Annotated in this window: 18 protein-coding genes, 1 other RNA gene and 1 pseudogene; 13 read left to right on the forward strand and 7 right to left on the reverse strand. The window is 62.1% G+C overall.

All coding sequences use genetic code 11. The features are described from left to right. Nucleotides 1-185: 185 nt before the first annotated feature. The 9 genes and pseudogenes from AC0L2R_RS30560 to AC0L2R_RS30600 all read left to right on the forward strand — a co-directional run bounded on the left by AC0L2R_RS30560 (nucleotide 186) and on the right by AC0L2R_RS30600 (nucleotide 10,795). Nucleotides 186-1,088 carry a branched-chain amino acid ABC transporter permease gene (locus AC0L2R_RS30560; protein WP_473513311.1) on the forward strand — a complete coding sequence of 301 codons (903 nt, stop codon included), beginning with the start codon at nucleotides 186-188 and terminating at the stop codon, nucleotides 1,086-1,088. Between the two features lie 106 nt (nucleotides 1,089-1,194). Beyond that, nucleotides 1,195-2,688: pseudogene (gene livM, locus AC0L2R_RS30565) on the forward strand (high-affinity branched-chain amino acid ABC transporter permease LivM); the annotation flags it as partial. After that, nucleotides 2,688-3,833: an ABC transporter ATP-binding protein gene (locus AC0L2R_RS30570; protein ID WP_473513313.1), complete on the forward strand. Its 1,146-nt coding sequence runs from the start codon at nucleotides 2,688-2,690 to the stop codon at nucleotides 3,831-3,833. The pseudogene livM and the gene AC0L2R_RS30570, both read left to right, overlap by 1 nt. After that, nucleotides 3,833-4,561 (forward strand): ABC transporter ATP-binding protein, encoded by a 729-nt coding sequence (locus tag AC0L2R_RS30575; protein WP_473513356.1) that lies wholly within the window; start codon nucleotides 3,833-3,835, stop codon nucleotides 4,559-4,561. Before AC0L2R_RS30570 ends, AC0L2R_RS30575 begins: the two co-directional genes overlap by 1 nt. A 17-nt stretch (nucleotides 4,562-4,578) precedes the next feature. Next, the gene (locus AC0L2R_RS30580) at nucleotides 4,579-4,926 is read left to right on the forward strand and encodes a DUF6867 family protein (protein WP_027152865.1); all 348 of its coding nucleotides are present in this window, start codon (nucleotides 4,579-4,581) and stop codon (nucleotides 4,924-4,926) included. 139 nt (nucleotides 4,927-5,065) lie between these two features. Then, entirely contained in the window at nucleotides 5,066-6,184 is a 1,119-nt protein-coding gene (locus AC0L2R_RS30585) for a branched-chain amino acid ABC transporter substrate-binding protein (protein WP_287240313.1), read from the forward strand. Between the two features lie 227 nt (nucleotides 6,185-6,411). After that, nucleotides 6,412-9,870, forward strand: coding sequence for a pyruvate carboxylase (gene pyc / locus AC0L2R_RS30590; RefSeq protein WP_473513315.1), 3,459 nt, complete (start codon nucleotides 6,412-6,414; stop codon nucleotides 9,868-9,870). Nucleotides 9,871-10,030: 160 nt separating this feature from the next. Next, a complete protein-coding gene (locus AC0L2R_RS30595) occupies nucleotides 10,031-10,291 on the forward strand; it encodes a DUF2312 domain-containing protein (RefSeq protein ID WP_023800031.1) in 261 nt (86 codons plus the stop codon). 48 nt (nucleotides 10,292-10,339) lie between these two features. Further along, nucleotides 10,340-10,795 carry a hypothetical protein gene (locus AC0L2R_RS30600; protein ID WP_128181502.1) on the forward strand — a complete coding sequence of 152 codons (456 nt, stop codon included), beginning with the start codon at nucleotides 10,340-10,342 and terminating at the stop codon, nucleotides 10,793-10,795. A 22-nt stretch (nucleotides 10,796-10,817) separates the two neighbouring features. Here AC0L2R_RS30600 and AC0L2R_RS30605 read toward each other — a convergent pair whose 3' ends face one another. Beyond that, the gene (locus AC0L2R_RS30605; protein ID WP_473513317.1) at nucleotides 10,818-11,327 is read right to left on the reverse strand and encodes an arsenate reductase ArsC; all 510 of its coding nucleotides are present in this window, start codon (nucleotides 11,325-11,327) and stop codon (nucleotides 10,818-10,820) included. A gap of 217 nt (nucleotides 11,328-11,544) precedes the next feature. Between AC0L2R_RS30605 and AC0L2R_RS30610 the strand changes: the two genes are divergently transcribed. Next, complete coding sequence (locus AC0L2R_RS30610) at nucleotides 11,545-11,889, forward strand: hypothetical protein (RefSeq protein WP_473513319.1); 345 nt, start codon at nucleotides 11,545-11,547, stop codon at nucleotides 11,887-11,889. Between the two features lie 60 nt (nucleotides 11,890-11,949). Here the strand turns inward: AC0L2R_RS30610 and msrB are convergent, their stop codons facing one another. The 6 genes from msrB to AC0L2R_RS30640 all read right to left on the reverse strand — a co-directional run bounded on the left by msrB (nucleotide 11,950) and on the right by AC0L2R_RS30640 (nucleotide 16,249). Further along, nucleotides 11,950-12,354 (reverse strand): peptide-methionine (R)-S-oxide reductase MsrB, encoded by a 405-nt coding sequence (gene msrB / locus AC0L2R_RS30615; RefSeq protein ID WP_473513321.1) that lies wholly within the window; start codon nucleotides 12,352-12,354, stop codon nucleotides 11,950-11,952. A 108-nt stretch (nucleotides 12,355-12,462) separates the two neighbouring features. Next, entirely contained in the window at nucleotides 12,463-13,284 is an 822-nt protein-coding gene (locus tag AC0L2R_RS30620) for an MBL fold metallo-hydrolase (protein ID WP_473513323.1), read from the reverse strand. Continuing rightward, nucleotides 13,285-14,475 carry a vWA domain-containing protein gene (locus tag AC0L2R_RS30625; protein ID WP_473513324.1) on the reverse strand — a complete coding sequence of 397 codons (1,191 nt, stop codon included), beginning with the start codon at nucleotides 14,473-14,475 and terminating at the stop codon, nucleotides 13,285-13,287. It lies immediately after the preceding gene. A gap of 3 nt (nucleotides 14,476-14,478) precedes the next feature. Next, the gene (locus AC0L2R_RS30630) at nucleotides 14,479-14,739 is read right to left on the reverse strand and encodes a type II toxin-antitoxin system HicB family antitoxin (RefSeq protein ID WP_473513326.1); all 261 of its coding nucleotides are present in this window, start codon (nucleotides 14,737-14,739) and stop codon (nucleotides 14,479-14,481) included. Nucleotides 14,740-14,785: 46 nt separating this feature from the next. After that, the gene (locus tag AC0L2R_RS30635) at nucleotides 14,786-15,232 is read right to left on the reverse strand and encodes a GNAT family N-acetyltransferase (RefSeq protein ID WP_473513328.1); all 447 of its coding nucleotides are present in this window, start codon (nucleotides 15,230-15,232) and stop codon (nucleotides 14,786-14,788) included. A 177-nt stretch (nucleotides 15,233-15,409) separates the two neighbouring features. Continuing rightward, entirely contained in the window at nucleotides 15,410-16,249 is an 840-nt protein-coding gene (locus AC0L2R_RS30640; protein ID WP_473513329.1) for an AAA family ATPase, read from the reverse strand. Between the two features lie 181 nt (nucleotides 16,250-16,430). Between AC0L2R_RS30640 and ssrS the strand changes: the two genes are divergently transcribed. From ssrS to AC0L2R_RS30655, 3 genes are all read left to right on the forward strand, one after another. Further along, a non-coding RNA gene (gene ssrS / locus AC0L2R_RS30645) (6S RNA) lies at nucleotides 16,431-16,586 on the forward strand. A gap of 93 nt (nucleotides 16,587-16,679) precedes the next feature. Then, nucleotides 16,680-17,267 (forward strand): 5-formyltetrahydrofolate cyclo-ligase, encoded by a 588-nt coding sequence (locus AC0L2R_RS30650; protein WP_473513331.1) that lies wholly within the window; start codon nucleotides 16,680-16,682, stop codon nucleotides 17,265-17,267. A gap of 81 nt (nucleotides 17,268-17,348) precedes the next feature. After that, nucleotides 17,349-18,173, forward strand: a complete 825-nt coding sequence (locus AC0L2R_RS30655) for a TIGR00282 family metallophosphoesterase (RefSeq protein WP_023800020.1) — start codon at nucleotides 17,349-17,351, stop codon at nucleotides 18,171-18,173. Nucleotides 18,174-18,207: the final 34 nt, after the last annotated feature.

Genomic DNA, 18,207 nt, shown 5'->3' on the forward strand with positions numbered 1-18,207 from the left:
AATGATAGGGTCGGCGATAGTCCAGAGGCCGGGAAGGGAAGAACGGGCAATCCGATTGCGTGCTTCAAAATCACGCATGCCGATTAAAGAATGACGTTGCAATCCGGGCTCGAAACTTTACGACTAGGGGAAATACGAAAAGGAATGCGTCTGCATGGGCGACATTCCAGGGGAGCCACGACAGCATGCAGTATTTTGTCCAGCAGCTTATCAATGGGCTGACGCTGGGATCGATCTATGGACTGATCGCGATCGGCTACACGATGGTCTACGGCATCATCGGCATGATCAATTTCGCCCATGGCGACATCTTCATGGTCGGCGCCTTCGCCGCCCTCATCGTTTTCCTCATCCTCGGCGCGATGTTCTATTCGGTGCCGGTGGTGATCGCGCTGCTGGTCATGATGATCGTCGCGATGCTGCTGACCAGCCTGTACAACTGGACGATCGAAAAGGTGGCCTACCGGCCGTTGCGCGGGTCGTTCCGGCTGGCGCCGCTGATCACCGCGATCGGCATGTCGATCGCGCTGTCGAACTTCGTCCAGGTGACGCAGGGGCCGCGCAACAAGCCGATCCCGCCGATGGTGTCCAAGGTCTATAATATCGAGGGCGTCAGCGTGTCGCTGAAGCAAATCGTCATCGTCGTCGTCACCGCGCTGCTGCTGGCGCTGTTCTGGTACCTGGTCAACAAGACCTCGCTGGGTCGAGCCCAAAGGGCGTGCGAGCAGGACCGCAAGATGGCGGCGTTGCTCGGCATCGACGTCGACCGCACCATCTCGATCACCTTCGTCATGGGTGCGGCCCTTGCCGCCGTCGCCGGCACGCTGTTCCTGATGTATTATGGCGTCATCGCCTTCTCCGACGGTTTCACGCCCGGCGTGAAGGCGTTCACCGCGGCCGTGCTCGGCGGCATCGGCTCGTTGCCCGGCGCCGTGCTCGGCGGGCTTATGATCGGCTTCATCGAAAGCATGTGGTCGGCTTATTTCTCGATCGACTACAAGGACGTCGCGGCCTTTTCCATCCTGGCGATCGTGCTGATCTTCCTGCCTTCCGGCATTCTCGGCCGGCCAGAAGTCGAAAAGGTCTGAGTTCATGGCGGTCACCACGTCTCCGGAGCGCGACATCGTCGCCACTCCCATGCAGCGCGCTACCCGCGAAGCGCTTTATGCCGGCGCCATCGCGCTCGGCCTGTTCGTGCTGTTCATCGGCCTGAGGACCGATCAGAACATCTCCAACGAGCTGATCCTTGTACAGCGCTGGTGGCTTCTTGCAGTCGTGGTCGTGCTGACCATGGCTGGCCGTTTTCTCTATGTCGCCTACGGACAGCCTTTCCTGGCAAATCAGAAGATCGTCGACGTCGCCACCGGCCTGCTGCCGCAGAGCATGGCGGCGCGGTTCTTCCGCTTGCCGTATTTTATCGCTGCCATCGTCATAGTGGCCGTGCTGGTTTTCCTTGCCGGCTCCCTTGACGGATTGCTGGGCCCCGGCCTGGCCGGTTATGCACGGTTCCTGAGAGCGCTGGCGACCATCTACGCCCTGGCCTCGGTGATGTTTTATTTCCGAACCTTCATCCATGCCCATTTCTCGGCATTGGGCATAACCGCACTGGCGCTCTACCCAATCATCGTTGTGCTGGTGCTTGCTGTGTATGGAGGATCGGTGGCCGCCGGGTTCCAGGGTTCTCTGAAATGGGTCGACAATTACGGCATTCAGATCCTGATCTATGTCATGCTGGCCTGGGGGCTGAACATTGTCGTTGGCCTCGCCGGCCTGCTCGACCTTGGTTATGTCGCCTTCTATGCCGTCGGCGCCTATGCCTATGCGCTGCTCGGCACGCAATACGGCCTGTCGTTCTGGATCCTGCTGCCTGCCGCCGGCGCCATGGCCGCCTTCTGGGGGGTGCTGCTCGGCTTTCCGGTGCTGCGCCTGCGCGGCGACTACCTGGCGATCGTGACGCTGGCCTTCGGCGAGATCATTCGTCTCGTGCTGATCAACTGGCGTGAGGTTACCAACGGCTCGGCCGGTATCTCCGGCATTCCCAAGGTCACGTTTTTCGGGCTGATGTCGTTCAACGTCTCGGATCCGAACTATATCGCCAAGGTCTTGGACATCGCCACGTCGAGCGCCTATTACAAGATCTTCCTCTACTACCTGATCCTCGGGCTCTGCCTGCTCACCGCCTTCGTCACCATAAGGCTCAGGCGCATGCCCGTCGGCCGCGCCTGGGAAGCGCTGCGCGAGGACGAGATCGCCTGCCGCTCGCTCGGCATCAACACCACCACCACCAAGCTCACCGCCTTTGCCACCGGCGCCATGTTCGGCGGCTTCGCCGGCTCGTTCTTCGCCGCGCGGCAAGGTTTCGTCAGCCCCGAATCCTTCATCTTCCTGGAATCGGCCATCATCCTCGCCATCGTCGTGCTCGGCGGCATGGGTTCGCTGGTCGGCATCGCCGTCGCTGCCATGGTGATGATCGGTGGCACCGAGGTGCTGCGCGAACTCGATTTCCTGAAGCAGGTCTTCGGTCCCGACTTCACGCCGGAACTCTACCGCATGCTGCTGTTCGGCATGGCCATGGTCATCGTCATGCTGTGGAAGCCGCGCGGCTTCGTAGGCAGTCGTGAACCGACAGCCTTTCTCAAGGAGAGCAGGGCTGTATCCGGCTCCTTCACCAAGGAGGGCCACGGCTGATGAGCGATGCGAGCCCATCCGTGAACGATGCCATCCTGCAGGTCGAACATCTGTCGATGAAGTTCGGCGGTCTGGTCGCCATCGGCGACCTGTCCTTCCAGGCCAGGCGCGGCGAGATCACCGCGCTGATCGGGCCGAACGGCGCCGGCAAGACCACCGTGTTCAACTGCATCACCGGCTTCTACAAGCCGTCTGAGGGCATGCTCACACTCAACCGGCGCGACGGCTCGAGCTATCTGCTCGAACGGCTGCCGAACCATGAGATTCCGGCGCGAGCCAAGGTGGCGCGCACCTTCCAGAACATCCGCCTGTTTTCCGGCATGACGCTGCTGGAGAACCTGCTGGTGGCGCAGCACAACAAGCTGATGAAGGCGTCCGGCTACACTGTCCTCGGCTTGTTTGGCTTCAGCGGCTACCGGACGGCGTCGGCCGAGTCGATCGATCTCGCCAAGCACTGGCTGGAAAAGGCCGACCTCGTCGATCGAGCCGACGATCCGGCCGGCGACTTGCCCTACGGCGCGCAGCGGCGCCTGGAGATCGCGCGGGCGATGTGCACGGGTCCGGAACTGCTCTGCCTCGATGAACCGGCGGCAGGGCTCAATCCGAAGGAATCAATGGCGCTCAACGCGCTCCTTATGGACATCAAGGACAACACCGGCACCTCGATCCTGCTGATCGAGCACGACATGGCGGTGGTCATGCAGATTTCCGACCATGTCGTGGTGCTCGAATACGGGCGCAAGATCTCGGACGGCAGTCCGCATGCGGTGCGCACCGACCCGCGTGTCATCGCCGCCTATCTCGGCGTCGAAGACGAGGATGTCGAGACGGTGCTGATCGAGGTCGGTGACGAAGACGTCATCGAGCAACTCGACACCGGCCCGGATTCGACGCACGGTCCGGGCTCGTCGTCCTCGTATTTCGCCGGACCGGTGACCGAAACGGTCGGACACAGTGAGGGCGAACGCGTCACGGTGTCGAAGGGCGCGTCGAAAGCCGGGCAGGTCGATGCAAGGTCGGGCGCGGCGGCAAAGCCCGCATCGCCGGCCGAAGCCAAACCGACGGAGGAACCTTCCGCCGCGAAATCCCCCGCGGCAAAGCCCAAGACACCGGGCGACTCCAACCGGGGCGGAGGGAATGAATGATGGCCTGCACAACGCTGCTCGACATCAAGGGCGTCCAGACCTATTACGGCAACATCAGGGCGCTGAACGGCGTCGATGTCACCGTCAAGCAGGGCGAGATCGTGGCGCTGATCGGCGCCAATGGCGCCGGCAAGTCGACGCTGATGATGACCATTTTTGGTGCACCACGGGCGCGGGCGGGCACCATCACCTTCGCCGGCACCGACATCACCCAGTTGCCGACCCATGAGATCGCGCGCATGCGCATCGCCCAGTCGCCGGAGGGCCGGCGCATCTTCCCGCGCATGACGGTGATGGAAAACCTGCAGATGGGCGCCAGCCTCGACGACCTCAAGCACTACGATGAGGACGTCGAGAAGGTGTTCACGCTGTTTCCACGCCTGAAGGAACGCATTGCCCAGCGCGGCGGCACGCTGTCGGGCGGCGAGCAGCAGATGCTTTCGATCGGACGTGCGCTGATGGCGCGGCCGAAACTGCTCTTGCTCGACGAGCCGTCGCTGGGCCTGGCGCCGCTGATCGTCAAGCAGATCTTCGACGCCATCCGCGAGTTGAACCGCACGCAGGGGCTGACCGTGTTCCTGGTCGAGCAGAACGCCTTCGGCGCGCTGAAGCTCGCCACGCGCGGCTATGTCATGGTCAACGGCAACGTGACGATGAGCGGCACCGGCAAGGAGCTGCTCGCCGATCCGGACGTGCGCGCCGCCTATCTCGAAGGCGGCCATCACTGAGTTCAGGAGTCTTCATTATGCAGGGCATTCTCTATGAGGAACCCTCGGTCTGGCAGTTCTTCTTCGTCACCTGCCTGCTTGGCGGCTGGGCGGCGTGGATGACGGGCAAGGCCTGCGCCCAGACATGGCGCAGCGTCGTCCAATTGTTCGCCTATTTGCTCGGCCTCGGTATAGCCGTAAGGTTCATCCATCACGCGCTGTTCGGCGGCACGATGTTTTCGCTGCACTACTACATCGTCGACACCATCGTCCTGATGATATTGGGCTTCATCGGCTATCAATACACGCGCACCAACCAGATGGTGACACAGTATAGCTGGCTCTACGAAAGAGCATCGCTTTTGAGTTGGAAACCAAAAGGTTGACGTTCATCATTAACGCCTTTTCGCGGATGAATCGGCGTGACAAGTGCCTGAAAATCGGCAAAGTACGCTTTCTGCGAGTAAAGGTGGGCATCGCATGAAAGCATCATCCACGCCCACTCTGTAAATGGGAGCGTTTTACATGAGAAAATCACTTTTGTCCGCCGTCGCCCTGACCGCGCTCGTCGCGTTCAGCGGAAGCGCGTGGGCTGACGTCCTGATCGGCGTTGCCGGTCCGATCACCGGCCCGAATGCCGCCTTCGGCGCGCAGTTGCAGAAGGGCGCCGAACAGGCTGTCGCCGACATCAATGCGGCCGGCGGCATCAACGGCGAGCAGGTCAAGCTCACGGTCGGTGACGACGTCTCCGATCCGAAGCAGGGCATTTCGGTCGCCAACAAGTTCGTCGGCGACGGCGTCAAGTTCGTGGTCGGCCACTTCAACTCGGGCGTTTCGATCCCGGCATCGGAAGTCTACGCGGAGAACGGTATCCTCGAGATCACCCCGGCCGCGACCAACCCGCAGTTCACCGAGCGCGGCCTGTGGAACACGTTCCGTACCTGCGGACGCGACGACCAGCAGGGCAGCATCGCCGGCGCCTATCTCGCGGAGAACTTCAAGGATGCCAAGATCGCGGTCGTCCACGACAAGACGACCTATGGTCAGGGCCTTGCCGACGAGACCAAGAAGGCGATGAACGCTGCCGGCGTGACGGAAGTCATGTATGAAGGCGTCAATATCGGCGACAAGGACTTCTCGGCGTTGATCGCCAAGATGAAACAAGCCGGCGTTTCCATCATCTACTGGGGTGGTCTGCACACCGAAGCCGGACTGATCATCCGCCAGGTGGCTGACCAGGGCCTCAAGGCCACGCTGGTTTCCGGCGACGGCATCGTGTCGAACGAACTGGCCTCAATCGCCGGTGACGCGGTCGAGGGCACGCTGAACACGTTCGGCCCGGATCCGCGTCTGATCCCGGAGAACAAGGAACTGGTCGAGAAGTTCCGTGCGCAGGGCTTCGAGCCGGAGGCCTACACGCTTTATTCCTACGCCGCCATGCAGGCGATCGTGGGAGCCGCCACAGCCGCCAAGTCGAACGATCCGATGGAAGTTGCCAAGGCTCTCAAGGCCAATGGCCCGTTCAAGACCGTGCTGGGCGATCTTTCCTACGACGAGAAGGGCGATCCGACGCTGCCTGGCTACGTCATGTACGAATGGAAGAAGGGCGACGACGGCAAATACACCTACGTCCAGAAAATGTAAGCCTGCCGACGACGACAATTTCGGAATGCCCGGCGCCTCGCGCCGGGCATTTTCTTATTGTGGCATTTTAGCCGTTGTTGGAGTGCCTTGCGCGTCCGCGTGGCGCTCTAACGCAGAGATTCGGGTTTAATCGGTTTAACTACCTCACCTGATTTTGTTTGCGCTGCAGCATTTTCGCGTTAATCATGGCTCCAGTTCCCTTCCCGCCAGCGTCCGGAGCCTTGTCCTTGGCAATCACGAAGATCCTTGTCGCCAACCGGTCCGAAATCGCCATCCGCGTCTTCCGCGCGGCCAACGAGCTCGGCCTCAAAACCGTGGCGATCTGGGCCGAGGAAGACAAATACTCGCTGCACCGCTTCAAGGCGGATGAAAGCTATCAGGTCGGCCGCGGGCCGCATCTGAACAGGGATATGGGGCCGATCGAAAGCTATCTGTCGATCGAGGAAGTGATCCGCGTCGCCAGGCTTTCGGGCGCCGATGCCATCCATCCGGGCTATGGGCTGTTGTCGGAAAGCCCTGAATTCGCCGAAGCCTGCGCCAAGGCCGGCATTATTTTCATCGGACCCAAGCCGGATACGATGCGCAGGCTCGGCAACAAGGTCGCCGCACGCAACCTGGCGATCGAGGTCGGCGTGCCGGTAATCCCCGCCACCGAGCCGTTGCCGGACGACATCGAGACGGTGAAGGCGCTCGCCAGGACCATCGGCTATCCGGTGATGCTGAAGGCGTCGTGGGGCGGCGGCGGCCGCGGCATGCGCGCCATCCGCTCGGAAGCCGATCTCGCCCGCGAGGTGACGGAGGGCAAGCGCGAAGCGAAAGCCGCCTTCGGCAAGGACGAGGTCTATCTCGAAAAGCTGATCGAGCGCGCCCGCCATGTCGAAGTCCAGGTGCTGGGCGACACACACGGCAATGCCGTGCACCTGTTCGAGCGCGATTGCTCCATCCAGCGCCGCAACCAGAAGGTGGTCGAGCGCGCGCCGGCGCCGTATCTCGAAATGTCGCAGCGCGAAGAGCTTTGCGGCTACGCGCTCATGATCGCGCGCGAGACGAGCTATATCGGCGCCGGCACGGTCGAATTCCTGCAGGATGCCGACAGTGGCAAATTCTACTTCATCGAGGTGAATCCACGCATCCAGGTCGAGCACACGGTCACCGAGCAGGTGACCGGCATCGACATCGTCAAGGCGCAGATTCATATCCTCGATGGCTTTGCCATCGGCACGCCGGAATCGGGCGTGCCGGCGCAGAAGGATATCAGGCTCAACGGCCACGCGCTGCAGTGCCGCATCACCACGGAAGATCCCGAACATAATTTCATCCCCGACTATGGCCGCATCACCGCCTATCGCGGCGCCACCGGTTTCGGCATCCGCCTCGATGGCGGCACCGCTTATTCGGGCGCGGTCATCACCCGTTTCTACGACCCGCTGCTGGAAAAGGTGACGGCCTGGGCGCCGACGCCGGCCGAGACCATCGCCCGCATGAACCGGGCGCTGCGCGAGTTCCGTATTCGCGGTGTGGCGACCAACCTCACCTTCCTCGAGGCGATCATCAATCACCCGAGTTTCGCCGAAAATTCCTATACGACCAAATTCATCGATACGACACCGGAACTGTTCGCGAGCGTGAAGCGGCAGGATCGCGCGACCAAGCTGCTCAACTACCTGGCCGATGTCAGCGTCAACGGCCATCCCGAAACCCGCGGCCGGCCGCAGCCTAAGGCCGATGCGGCGGCACCCATGGTGCCCTACCTCAACGGCAACGTGCCCGATGGCAGCAAGCAGAAGCTCGACGCGCTTGGGCCGGAGAAATTCGCGGCCTGGATGCGCGCATGCAAAGAAGTGCTGGTCACCGACACGACGATGCGCGACGGACACCAGTCCCTGCTCGCGACGCGCGTGCGCACCTATGACATCGCCGGCATTGCCGGCACCTATGCACGCGCGCTGCCGCAGCTTTTGTCGCTCGAATGCTGGGGCGGGGCGACCTTCGACGTCGCCATGCGCTTTCTCACCGAGGACCCGTGGGAGCGGCTGTCGCTGGTGCGCGAGGCAGCGCCCAATCTGTTGCTGCAGATGCTTTTGCGCGGCGCCAACGGCGTCGGCTACACCAATTATCCCGACAATGTCGTCCAGCATTTCGTCAAACAGGCAGCAAGCGGCGGCGTCGACCTGTTCCGCGTCTTCGACTGTTTGAACTGGGTCGACAACATGCGCGTCGCCATGGACGCGGTCGGCGCCGAAGGCAAGCTGATCGAAGCAGCGATCTGCTACACCGGCGACATACTCGACCCGGCCCGAGCCAAGTACGACCTCAAATACTACGTCGCGCTGGCCAGGGAGTTGCAGGCGGCCGGCGCCCATATCGTCGCGGTCAAGGACATGGCCGGGCTCTTGAAGCCGAATGCCGCCCGCGCACTGTTCAAGGCGCTGCGCGAGGCGACCGACCTGCCGATCCACTTTCACACGCACGACACGTCAGGCCTGTCGGCGGCGACGGTGTTGGCGGCGGTGGACAGCGGTGTCGACGCCATCGACGCGGCGATGGATGCCCTGTCCGGCAACACCTCGCAGCCTTGCCTGGGCTCGGTCGTCGAGGCGCTGAAGGGCACCGAGCGGGATCCGGGCCTCGACCCGCAATGGATCAGGAACATCTCGTTCTACTGGGAGGCGGTGCGCAACCAGTATGCTGCCTTCGAAAGCGACCTGAAGGGGCCGGCCTCGGAAGTCTACCTGCACGAAATGCCGGGTGGGCAGTTCACCAACCTCAAGGAGCAGGCGCGCTCGCTCGGGCTGGAGACGCGCTGGCACGAAGTGGCGCAGACCTATCACGACGTCAATCTGATGTTCGGTGACATCGTCAAGGTGACGCCGTCGTCCAAGGTCGTCGGCGACATGGCGCTGATGATGGTGAGCCAGGACCTGACGGTTGCCGATGTCGAAAATCCGGCCAGGGATATCGCCTTCCCCGACTCGGTCGTGTCGATGCTGCGCGGCGACCTCGGCCAGTCGCCGGGCGGCTGGCCGGAGGCACTGCAGAAGAAGGTGCTGAAAGGCGACAAACCGATCACCGTGCGGCCCGGTTCGCTGCTGAAAGCAGCCAATCTCAAGGCCAGCCGCAAGGAGATCGAAGACAAGCTCGAGCGCAAGCTCAGCGAATTCGAATTCGCCTCGTGGCTGATGTACCCGAAGGTCTTCTCCGACTTTACCGCAGCGCAGGAAACCTATGGGCCGGTGAGCGTGCTGCCGACGCCGACCTATTTCTACGGCATGAAGCCGGAGGACGAGATCTTTGTCGACATCGAGAAGGGCAAGACGCTGGTGGTGCGCTGCCTGGCCATCGGCGATGTCGACGAGAAGGGCATGGTCACCGTGTTCTTCGAGCTCAACGGCCAGCCGCGCCGGGTCAAAGTGCCGGATCGGGCCCACGGCGCTTCCGCCGCCAAGGCGCGGCGCAAGGCCGAGCCCGGCAACGAGGCGCATGTCGGCGCACCGATGCCGGGCGTCGTCTCGGCGCTCGCCGTTGCCGCCGGCCAAGCGGTCAAGGCCGGCGACGTGCTTTTGTCCATCGAGGCGATGAAGATGGAGACGGCATTGCATGCCGAGCGCGACGGCACGATAGCCGAAGTGCTGGTCAAGGCCGGCGATCAGATCGACGCCAAGGATCTGCTGATCGCCTTCGGATGAGACAGAAATGTTGCCCGGGCAGAGTAGTCTGTGTCTGGCGGCAGCCCTTCATGCCGCATCGATAACAGCTTGACCGGTCGGCTCCGGTCGGGCATCGAACCGCTGCAAATTCGCCGCGACGGTTCGTGAGTCGCGGCATGGAAAACGACGCGGAGAAAAAATGGCCGACGACATCACCGAGACCAGCCAGACTGTTGCCGCCGGCCAGCTGCGAGCCTTCATCGAGCGCATCGAGCGGCTCGAGGAAGAGAAGAAGACGATCGCCGACGACATCAAGGAAGTGTTCGCCGAGGCCAAGGGCACCGGCTTCGACACCAAGGCGATGCGGTCGATCATCCGGCTGCGCAAGAAGGATCAGGCTGAGCGGCAAGAGGAGGAAACCATCCTCGATCTCTACAAAGCCGCACTCGGCATGGTGTAAGGCTGGTAACAGCCCTGGGCGCCGGTTGCGCCCGCAACGGGTCGAACCATGAGCGAATTCGACTTTGGCGGCCGCCGCGCTTCTGAGTTCCGCCAACGCGGCTTCTGGACGCTGTTCGCGGAACGGCATCCGGAAGAAAGGCCTCTGATGGCGCGGCGCGGACCCTGGTTCTGGCAGCGCGGGCTGCCCGACTTCGCATTGGTCCTTTCCATGTATGTCGCGCCGGCGCAGAACCATGTCGGCGTTTTCTTCGGCCGCAACGAGAAGTTCGGTGCCACGCAAGCCTGGTCGCGGTTGAAGCCGTTCCAGCCGGCGATCGAAGACAGGTTGAAGCTCAGGCCGGAACAGAGTTGCGAGGGCCTTGGCATCAATTCGCTGTGGCGCGTGAACTGTTTTGCCGAGGACAATTGGCCGGCCATGGCCGACTGGCTGGTGACGGAAGCATCGCGTTTCGAGCGCGCCGTTGCCGAGGTGCTGGGCGAGGGTGGCGAAGCCGGTTCGTGAATTCGCGTCGCAGTGGCTTGAGTTAGTTCGGCTTCGCCGTGTCGCGGCCAATCCGATCGAGATGCTGTTGCAGCGCCAGATGGTCGAGCGCATCCATCCGCAGATTGGTGAACAGCGAGATGCGGTTGTTGAGCATGCGATAGGCATCGGCAAAGGCAAGATGCAGTTCGGCTTCGGTGCCGTCTGCCTTGGCTGGGTCCGGTATCGACCAGAGCGCGGTCATCGGATGACCCGGCCAGATCGGACAGGATTCATTCGCGGTGCTGTCGCAAAGCGTGAAGATGAAATTCATTTCCGGCGCGTCGGGCTCGGCAAACTCGTCCCAGCCTTTCGAACGGGCGAAGCTCGTATCGTAGCCGAGGCTTTCGAGCAGCTGCAGTGCGTAGGGATTGACCTCGCCCTCCGGTTGCGAACCGGCGGAAAACGCCTTGAACCTGCCGCCACCGATCCGGCTGAGAATGGCTTCCGCCATGATCGATCGCGCCGAATTGGCGTTGCAAAGAAACAGCACGTTGTAGACATTATCGCTCATCTCAAGACCTCCCTTGGCAGGCGACTGGATGATGGGGGCGGCAGAGTCCGGCAAGGTGTCTTTGCCGAAACGCCAACAAGGGCCACGTAGAAAGGTTTCACGACCGTTTGATGACAATTTGTCAAATCATACGCTTGCGTGGCGATGATCGATTTGCGTTGACAGGCTTGCTGCTTTGGAAATCTCTGCGGCTGTCGAATGAGGGAAAGCCGCGTCGATGAGTGCGCCAGAGACTTTCGAAGGCGAAGACGGCAAGGCAGGCCATGCGGCGGGTTTCTTCCGCTCGCGCTGGCAAGGCACGGCGCCGCTAGACCGGCTGTTCTGGCGCGATCTTGTCCTTGTCGGCACGGCGATCAACATCGCCGTGTCGGTGCTGGCGCTGATCCTGCTCGGGCTGAAGCTGCCGCTCGCTCTCGTTCTGGCGGTGCATTTCGCACCGGTGCCGTACAATTTCTTCCTGACTTTTGCGGTGTGGCGGACCGCCGAGAAAACCGGCGGCGTCAAGGCTTCGCTGATGACGCTGGGGGCTGTGCTGTGGCTGATCCTGGTGGTGGTGATCTGACGGACAGTGCTGCCGGCAAAGGCCGGCGGAAGCCGTTGTTTGACAACGTCTGGATTCCAGTCAGGCAGCCGGCTCGAATTTCAGCGCGACCCCGTTGATGCAATAGCGCAGGCCGGTCGGCGGCGGGCCGTCCTCGAAGACGTGGCCGAGATGGCTGCCGCAGCGGGCGCAGTGGCATTCGGTGCGAACCATGCCGTAGCTGCGGTCGACGGTCGTCTCGACCGAACCGGGCACCGGATCGTTGAAACTTGGCCAGCCGGTACCGCTCTCGAACTTCAGCTTGGATTCGAACAAGGGCTGGTCGCAGCCGGCGCAGGAAAATGTGCCGGCGCGCTTCTCGTGAAGCAGGGCGCAACTGCCCGGCCGCTCGGTGCCGTGGTTGCGCATCACCGCATATTGCTCCGGCGTCAGCCGGGCGCGCCATTCGGCATCGGTGCGGGTAACAGGGTAGGTATGACCATCCATTTTTGCCTCTTAGCTCATGCCGCTCTTGGGCTGCTTTCCCAAGTTCGCCTAAAATAGGCATTTGTTACGGCGTTTGCCCGTATTTCCAATCCTGCCACGAAGAATTCATCAGGCGATCGCTGCCAGATAGCGCGCAACAGATCTTGCAAATGCCGTCTTTGCATCGCCGATGACGTTCTGGTTCCACCATGCGCCATAGATATGATCGAACGCGAAAGGCTCCAGTGCCGACGCGATGCGGAGTACCTTCGGCGCATTGAGCGGGATGTAGTTCGGGTAGCTGTACATGAAGCTGACATGGCGGCGGGTTGGCGTCACCTGCAAGATGTCGCCGGCCAGGATGGCGTTGCCGCCGTCGCGCTTCCAGTGCAGCACCTGGCCACCGGCAAAGTGACCGCCGCAACGGATAAGTGTCAGCGACGGGTTCAGGGCGCGCGTCTCACCCTGCCAACTGACAACAGCCGAATGCGGCCGCATGATCCACTTGCGGTCATCGGTATGCAGATAGATTGGCACGCCGCCAAAGGCTTCGCTCCACTCGACCATCGCCGAATAATAATGGCAGTGCGAAATGGCGATCGCGGCCAGGCCGCCTCGTCGGTTGATTTCGGCCACCGCCTCGTCGCTGACCATCGAGATGCAGTCCCACAGCACATTGCCGTGCGGCGTCTGTGCCAGCAGCGCCCGCTGACCGATGGCGAAGCGCGGCTCGATGCCGAAGGCGAGCACGCCGGCGTCGTCTTTCATCACGACCCGATGCCCGGCGGCGAGCTCTTGCGGCGTGATCCAGGCCTGGCCCTCCCAGCGCACATATTGCCGCTCGTCCTCGCAGATCGGGCAATGGTCCGGCGGCGCGGCTGCCGCCGCGAACTGGACGCCACATTGCAGGCAGAGGAAACAGGTCGGCCGTCCTGTTTTGCGTGAATCCATTCAGTGCTTCCTTGAAAGTTGCTTCGTCGCGGCCTCGAGCCCGGCGAGCGTCAGCGGAAACATGCGGCCGCCGAAGATGTCGCGGATCATGGCGATCGAATGGGTAAAACCCCAGTGCTTTTCGCTTTCGGGGTTGAGCCATACCGCGTTCGGCCATTGCTGCAGCAGACGCCCGAGCCAGACGACGCCGGCCTCCGGATTCCAGTGCTCGACCGAGCCGCCGGGATGCGCAATCTCATAGGGGCTCATCGAGGCATCGCCGACGACGATCACCTTGTAGTCCGGACCGTATTTGTGGAGGAGATCGAAGGTCGGAATCACCTCCGCATGGCGACGGCGATTGTCCTTCCACACACCCTCGTAGAGGCAGTTGTGGAAGTAAAAATATTCGAGCTGGCGGAATTCGGCGCGGGCGGCCGAAAACAGCTCCTCGACGCTTCTGATGTGATCGTCCATCGAGCCGCCGACATCGAAGAACATCAGCAGCTTCACGGCATTGCGCCGCTCGGGCCGCGTCTGTACGTCGAGATAGCCATGCTCGGCCGTGGCGTGGATGGTGCCGGGCAGGTCGAACTCCTCCTCGGCGCCTTCGCGCACCCAGCGACGCAGGCGCTTCAGCGCGATCTTGATGTTGCGGGTGCCGAGCTCGACGGCATCGTCGAAATTCCTGAACTCACGCTTGTCCCAGACTTTCACCGCACGGCGGTTGCGGCTCTCATGCTGGCCGATGCGAACGCCTTCGGGATTGTAGCCATAGGCGCCGAATGGTGAGGTGCCGCCGGTGCCGATCCATTTCGACCCGCCCTGGTGGCGGCGCTTCTGTTCCTCCAGCCGCTTTTTCAGCGTTTCCATCAGCTTTTCGAAACCGCCCAGCGCCTCGACCAGCTTTTTCTCTTCATCGGTCAGGTGCTTTTCGGCAAGCCGCCGCAGCCATTCCTCCGGGATGTTTTCGACGTCGATCGGGTTTTCGCCAGCCAGCGTTTCGACACCCCTAAAGACGTGCGAAAAGACCTGGTCGAAACGATCGATGTGGCGCTCGTCCTTCACCAATGCCGAGCGGGCGAGATAGTAAAAACCCTCGACGTCATAGTCGACCAGCCCCGCCTCCAGCCCTCCCAGCAGCGACAGATATTCCCGGAGCGAGACCGGAACCCGCGCAGCCTTCAGTTCGAGGAAGAAAGGGATGAACAATTGCTATCTGTGCCTCACGATCATGACGGATTCACGCCCGGGCCTGTCGATTTCGCCGGATCGCAGCAAATCGGCTACCGTCCTTGGGTTGGGTATGGGTAAGTGCTTTGCAATGCGTGCTTCGATCCATTCGCGGGTGGCGGACGTCGCGTCGGCAATTGCTTCCTCGGGGCTCGCGCCGCCGCCGTGGCAGCCGGGAAGATCGGGCACCCGCACTCCCCAGACATCATCTGCGCCGTCAAGGATTCCGACATAGTGGGTCATGATTTGTCCTCAAATCCTTCCGGCAAGCCGGGCGATCGACCGTTCATCACATCAGATCATATTCGATGAAGCCGGTCCTGCGCGCCACGTGGTCGTAGAGCTTGCGCGCGGTGGTGTTGGTCTCGTGCGTCATCCAGTAGACGTTCTTGACGCCGATCTTGCCGGCTTCCTGCTTGACCGCCTCGATCAGTGCGGCGCCGACGCCTTTGCCGCGCACATCCGGGTCGGCGAACAGATCCTGCAGATAGCAGTTGTTTTTTTCGGACCAGCAGGAGCGATGATAGAGATAGTGCGTCAGGCCGACCGCCTTGCCGCCGAGCGTGGCGATGAACCCCTTTGGTTCGAACTCCCCCGCCGTGAAAAGCCGCTTCCAGGTGACAGCGTAGACGTCTTCCGGCAGCTTGGTTTCGTAGAAGGCGAGGTAAGCAGTCCACAGACGCTGCCAGTCGGCATGGTCGGATTGTGCGAGTGGGCGGACGGTGATCTCGGTCATTTCATTTCCTTCCGAAGCTTCGGGCCAAGGCTGCCCCGGTGCCCGGCCGGCGGCAACGGTCCAGCAACGGGAAAGCGCTGTCCGATCCGCATGCCCGGTCCTGCGCTATGGCTTCGGGCGTTCGTCGATCGAAAAGCCAAATCGTTGGCTTTTCGTCGGCCTTTGGCCGACCGCTCCTCACCCCTGCCTTCTCGCCATAAAGGCCAGCCGCTCGAACAGATGCACGTCCTGTTCGTTCTTCAACAGCGCGCCGTGCAGCTTGGGCAGTGCGTTTTTCGGATCGCCGCGCAAATCCTCGGGCGCGATATCGTCGGTCACGAGCAGGCGGATCCAGTCCAGTGCCTCGGAGGTCGACGGCTTCTTCTTCAGGCCCGGCACGTCGCGGATTTCGTAGAACTGGGTGAGTGCGGCGCGCACCAGGTTCTGCTTGATGCCGGGATAGTGCACGTCGACGATCCGATGCAGCGTCTCGACGTCGGGAAAGCGGATATAGTGGAAGAAGCAGCGGCGCAGGAAAGCGTCCGGCAGTTCCTTCTCGTTGTTGGAGGTGATGATGACGATCGGGCGCACAGCGGCGCGGATCGTCTCGCCGGTCTCGTAGACGAAGAACTCCATTCGATCGAGTTCCTGCAGCAAATCGTTGGGGAACTCGATGTCAGCCTTGTCGATCTCATCGATCAGAAGCACGACCTTCTTGGCCGTCGCGAAGGCATCCCACAGCTTGCCACGCTTGATATAATTGCTGATGCCGTTGAAGCGCTCGTCGCCGAGTTGGCTGTCGCGCAGACGCGACACGGCGTCATACTCGTAGAGGCCCTGCTGCGCCCTTGTCGTCGACTTGACATGCCATTCGATCAGCTCGAGGCCGAGCGCGGCCGCCACTTGCCTGGCCAGTTCGGTCTTGCCGGTGCCGGGCTCGCCCTTGACCAGCAATGGCCGCTCCAGCGCGATCGCCGCATTGACCGCCACCATCAGATCCTTGTCGGCGACATAAGCCGCCGTGCCTTCGAAACGCATTTTTGCTCCTCGGTTTTCATGGCAACCGTAAGGAGACAGCCCAGCCCATGCAAGGCGCAGCGGCGAGGGCGCGGTGACCCCATGTGCCGCGCAGCTCCCAGGCAGGGCCTTGCGACGAATAAAGCCGCCGAACATGGCCGTCTCTCTGGCGCTTGGCCTGCCATCGGCCTATATTGGGCGTGACGGTCTGCGCTTCCCGGCAGGAGAACATTTTCCCCGGGGCCTTAATGATCCCTAGGGAGCTGTCCCTGGGAAGACCCGTGGGTTTTCTCATACGGCGCCCACCTACTTTGTAGGTTCCCGGGATCGCTCTCTCCACCGGTTGTGTGGATCGTCACTTGACGCAAGGATCCACGCTTCGGTGGATCATGCGGTGGAAAACGTCGCTCCTAAAACTCCATCCAAATCTGACCTTTTCTATCGTCGGCGCATGACATCCTCGAAAGACCTGAAAAGACAGTTGCGACGCGAAGCACTCGGGCGCCGCGACGCGCTCGATCCGTTCTGGCGGGTGGAGGCAGCGCTCGAAATGGCCGAGACGGCGCGGGACAGCATTGCGATGGAGCCGGGCCAGATCGTCTCCGGCTTCTGGCCGATGCGCTCGGAAGTCGACGTCCGGCCGTTGATGTTCGCCTTGCGCGAAAAAGGTGCACGGCTTTGCCTGCCGGCGATTCTCGACAAGACCACCATCGTCTTTCGCGAACTGGTGCGCGGCGCGCCGATGATCGACATGGGGTTCGGCACCGTCGGGCCGCATGAGGAGGCCGAGGTGCTCGATCCCCAGGTGATGCTGGTGCCGCTCGCGGCTTTCGACGCGCGCGGCCACCGCATTGGCTATGGCGCCGGCTATTACGACCGTGCCATCTCGCGGCTGGTCGACAAGGGGCAGCCGCCGCGGCTGATCGGCATTGCTTTCGACTGCCAGCAGGTGGCGCTGGTGCCGGACGAGCCGCATGACGTGACCATTCCGGAAATACTCACCGAGAGCGGGTTGCGCCGGTTCGCGCCGAAATTGTAGATAAGTTCCTGGACGCATGGTCTTTTCCGGAAGTCATGCAGCTTTTTGCTTCGCTGACCTTCGGTTCGGGATCATGTTTAGATGAGACTTCTCTTCCTCGGCGATATGGTCGGCAAGACGGGACGCACGGCGGTGTGGGAACAACTGCCCGGCCTGATCTCGGATTTCAAACTCGACTTCGTCATCGTCAATGGCGAGAACGCCGCCGGCGGCTTCGGCATTACCGAAGAGATCTTTCGCGAGACGATCTCGGCGGGCGCCGACGTCGTCACCACCGGCAATCATGTCTGGGACCAGCGCGATGCGCTGGCTTTCGCGCCGCGCGAGGAACGCTTTCTGCGTCCGTCCAATTTCCCCAAGGGCACGCCGGGGCGGGGCTCGGGCGTCTACATCGCCAGGAACGGCGCGCGCGTTCTGGTCGCCAACATCATGGGCCGGGTGTTCATGCATCCTGAACTCGACGATCCATTTCAGGCCGGCGAGCGCGAGCTTGCCGCCTGCCCGCTTGGCGAACAGGCCGATGCGGTGGTCATCGATTTCCATGCCGAGGCGACCTCTGAAAAAATGTGCTTTGCGCACTTCGTCGACGGTCGCGCCAGCCTGGTCGTCGGCACCCACACGCATCAGCCGACCGGCGACCACCATATCCTCAACGGCGGCACCGGCTATATCTCAGACGCCGGCATGTGCGGCGACTATGATTCTTCGCTCGGCATGGACAAGGAGGAGCCGCTCAACCGGTTTCTGTCGAAGGTGCCGAAAGGGCGCTTCGAGGCGGCGAGCGGCCCGGCGACATTGTGCGGCGTCGGCGTCGACATTTCGGATCGCAGCGGCCTGACCGAGCGGATTGCGCCGTTTCGCCGCGGGCCGCGGCTCGAAGAAACCGCGCCCTCGTTCTGGTCATGACATTGATGTAAGCGATTGCAGTACCTAATTGCCG

Source organism: Mesorhizobium sp. WSM4820, assembly GCF_055811075.1.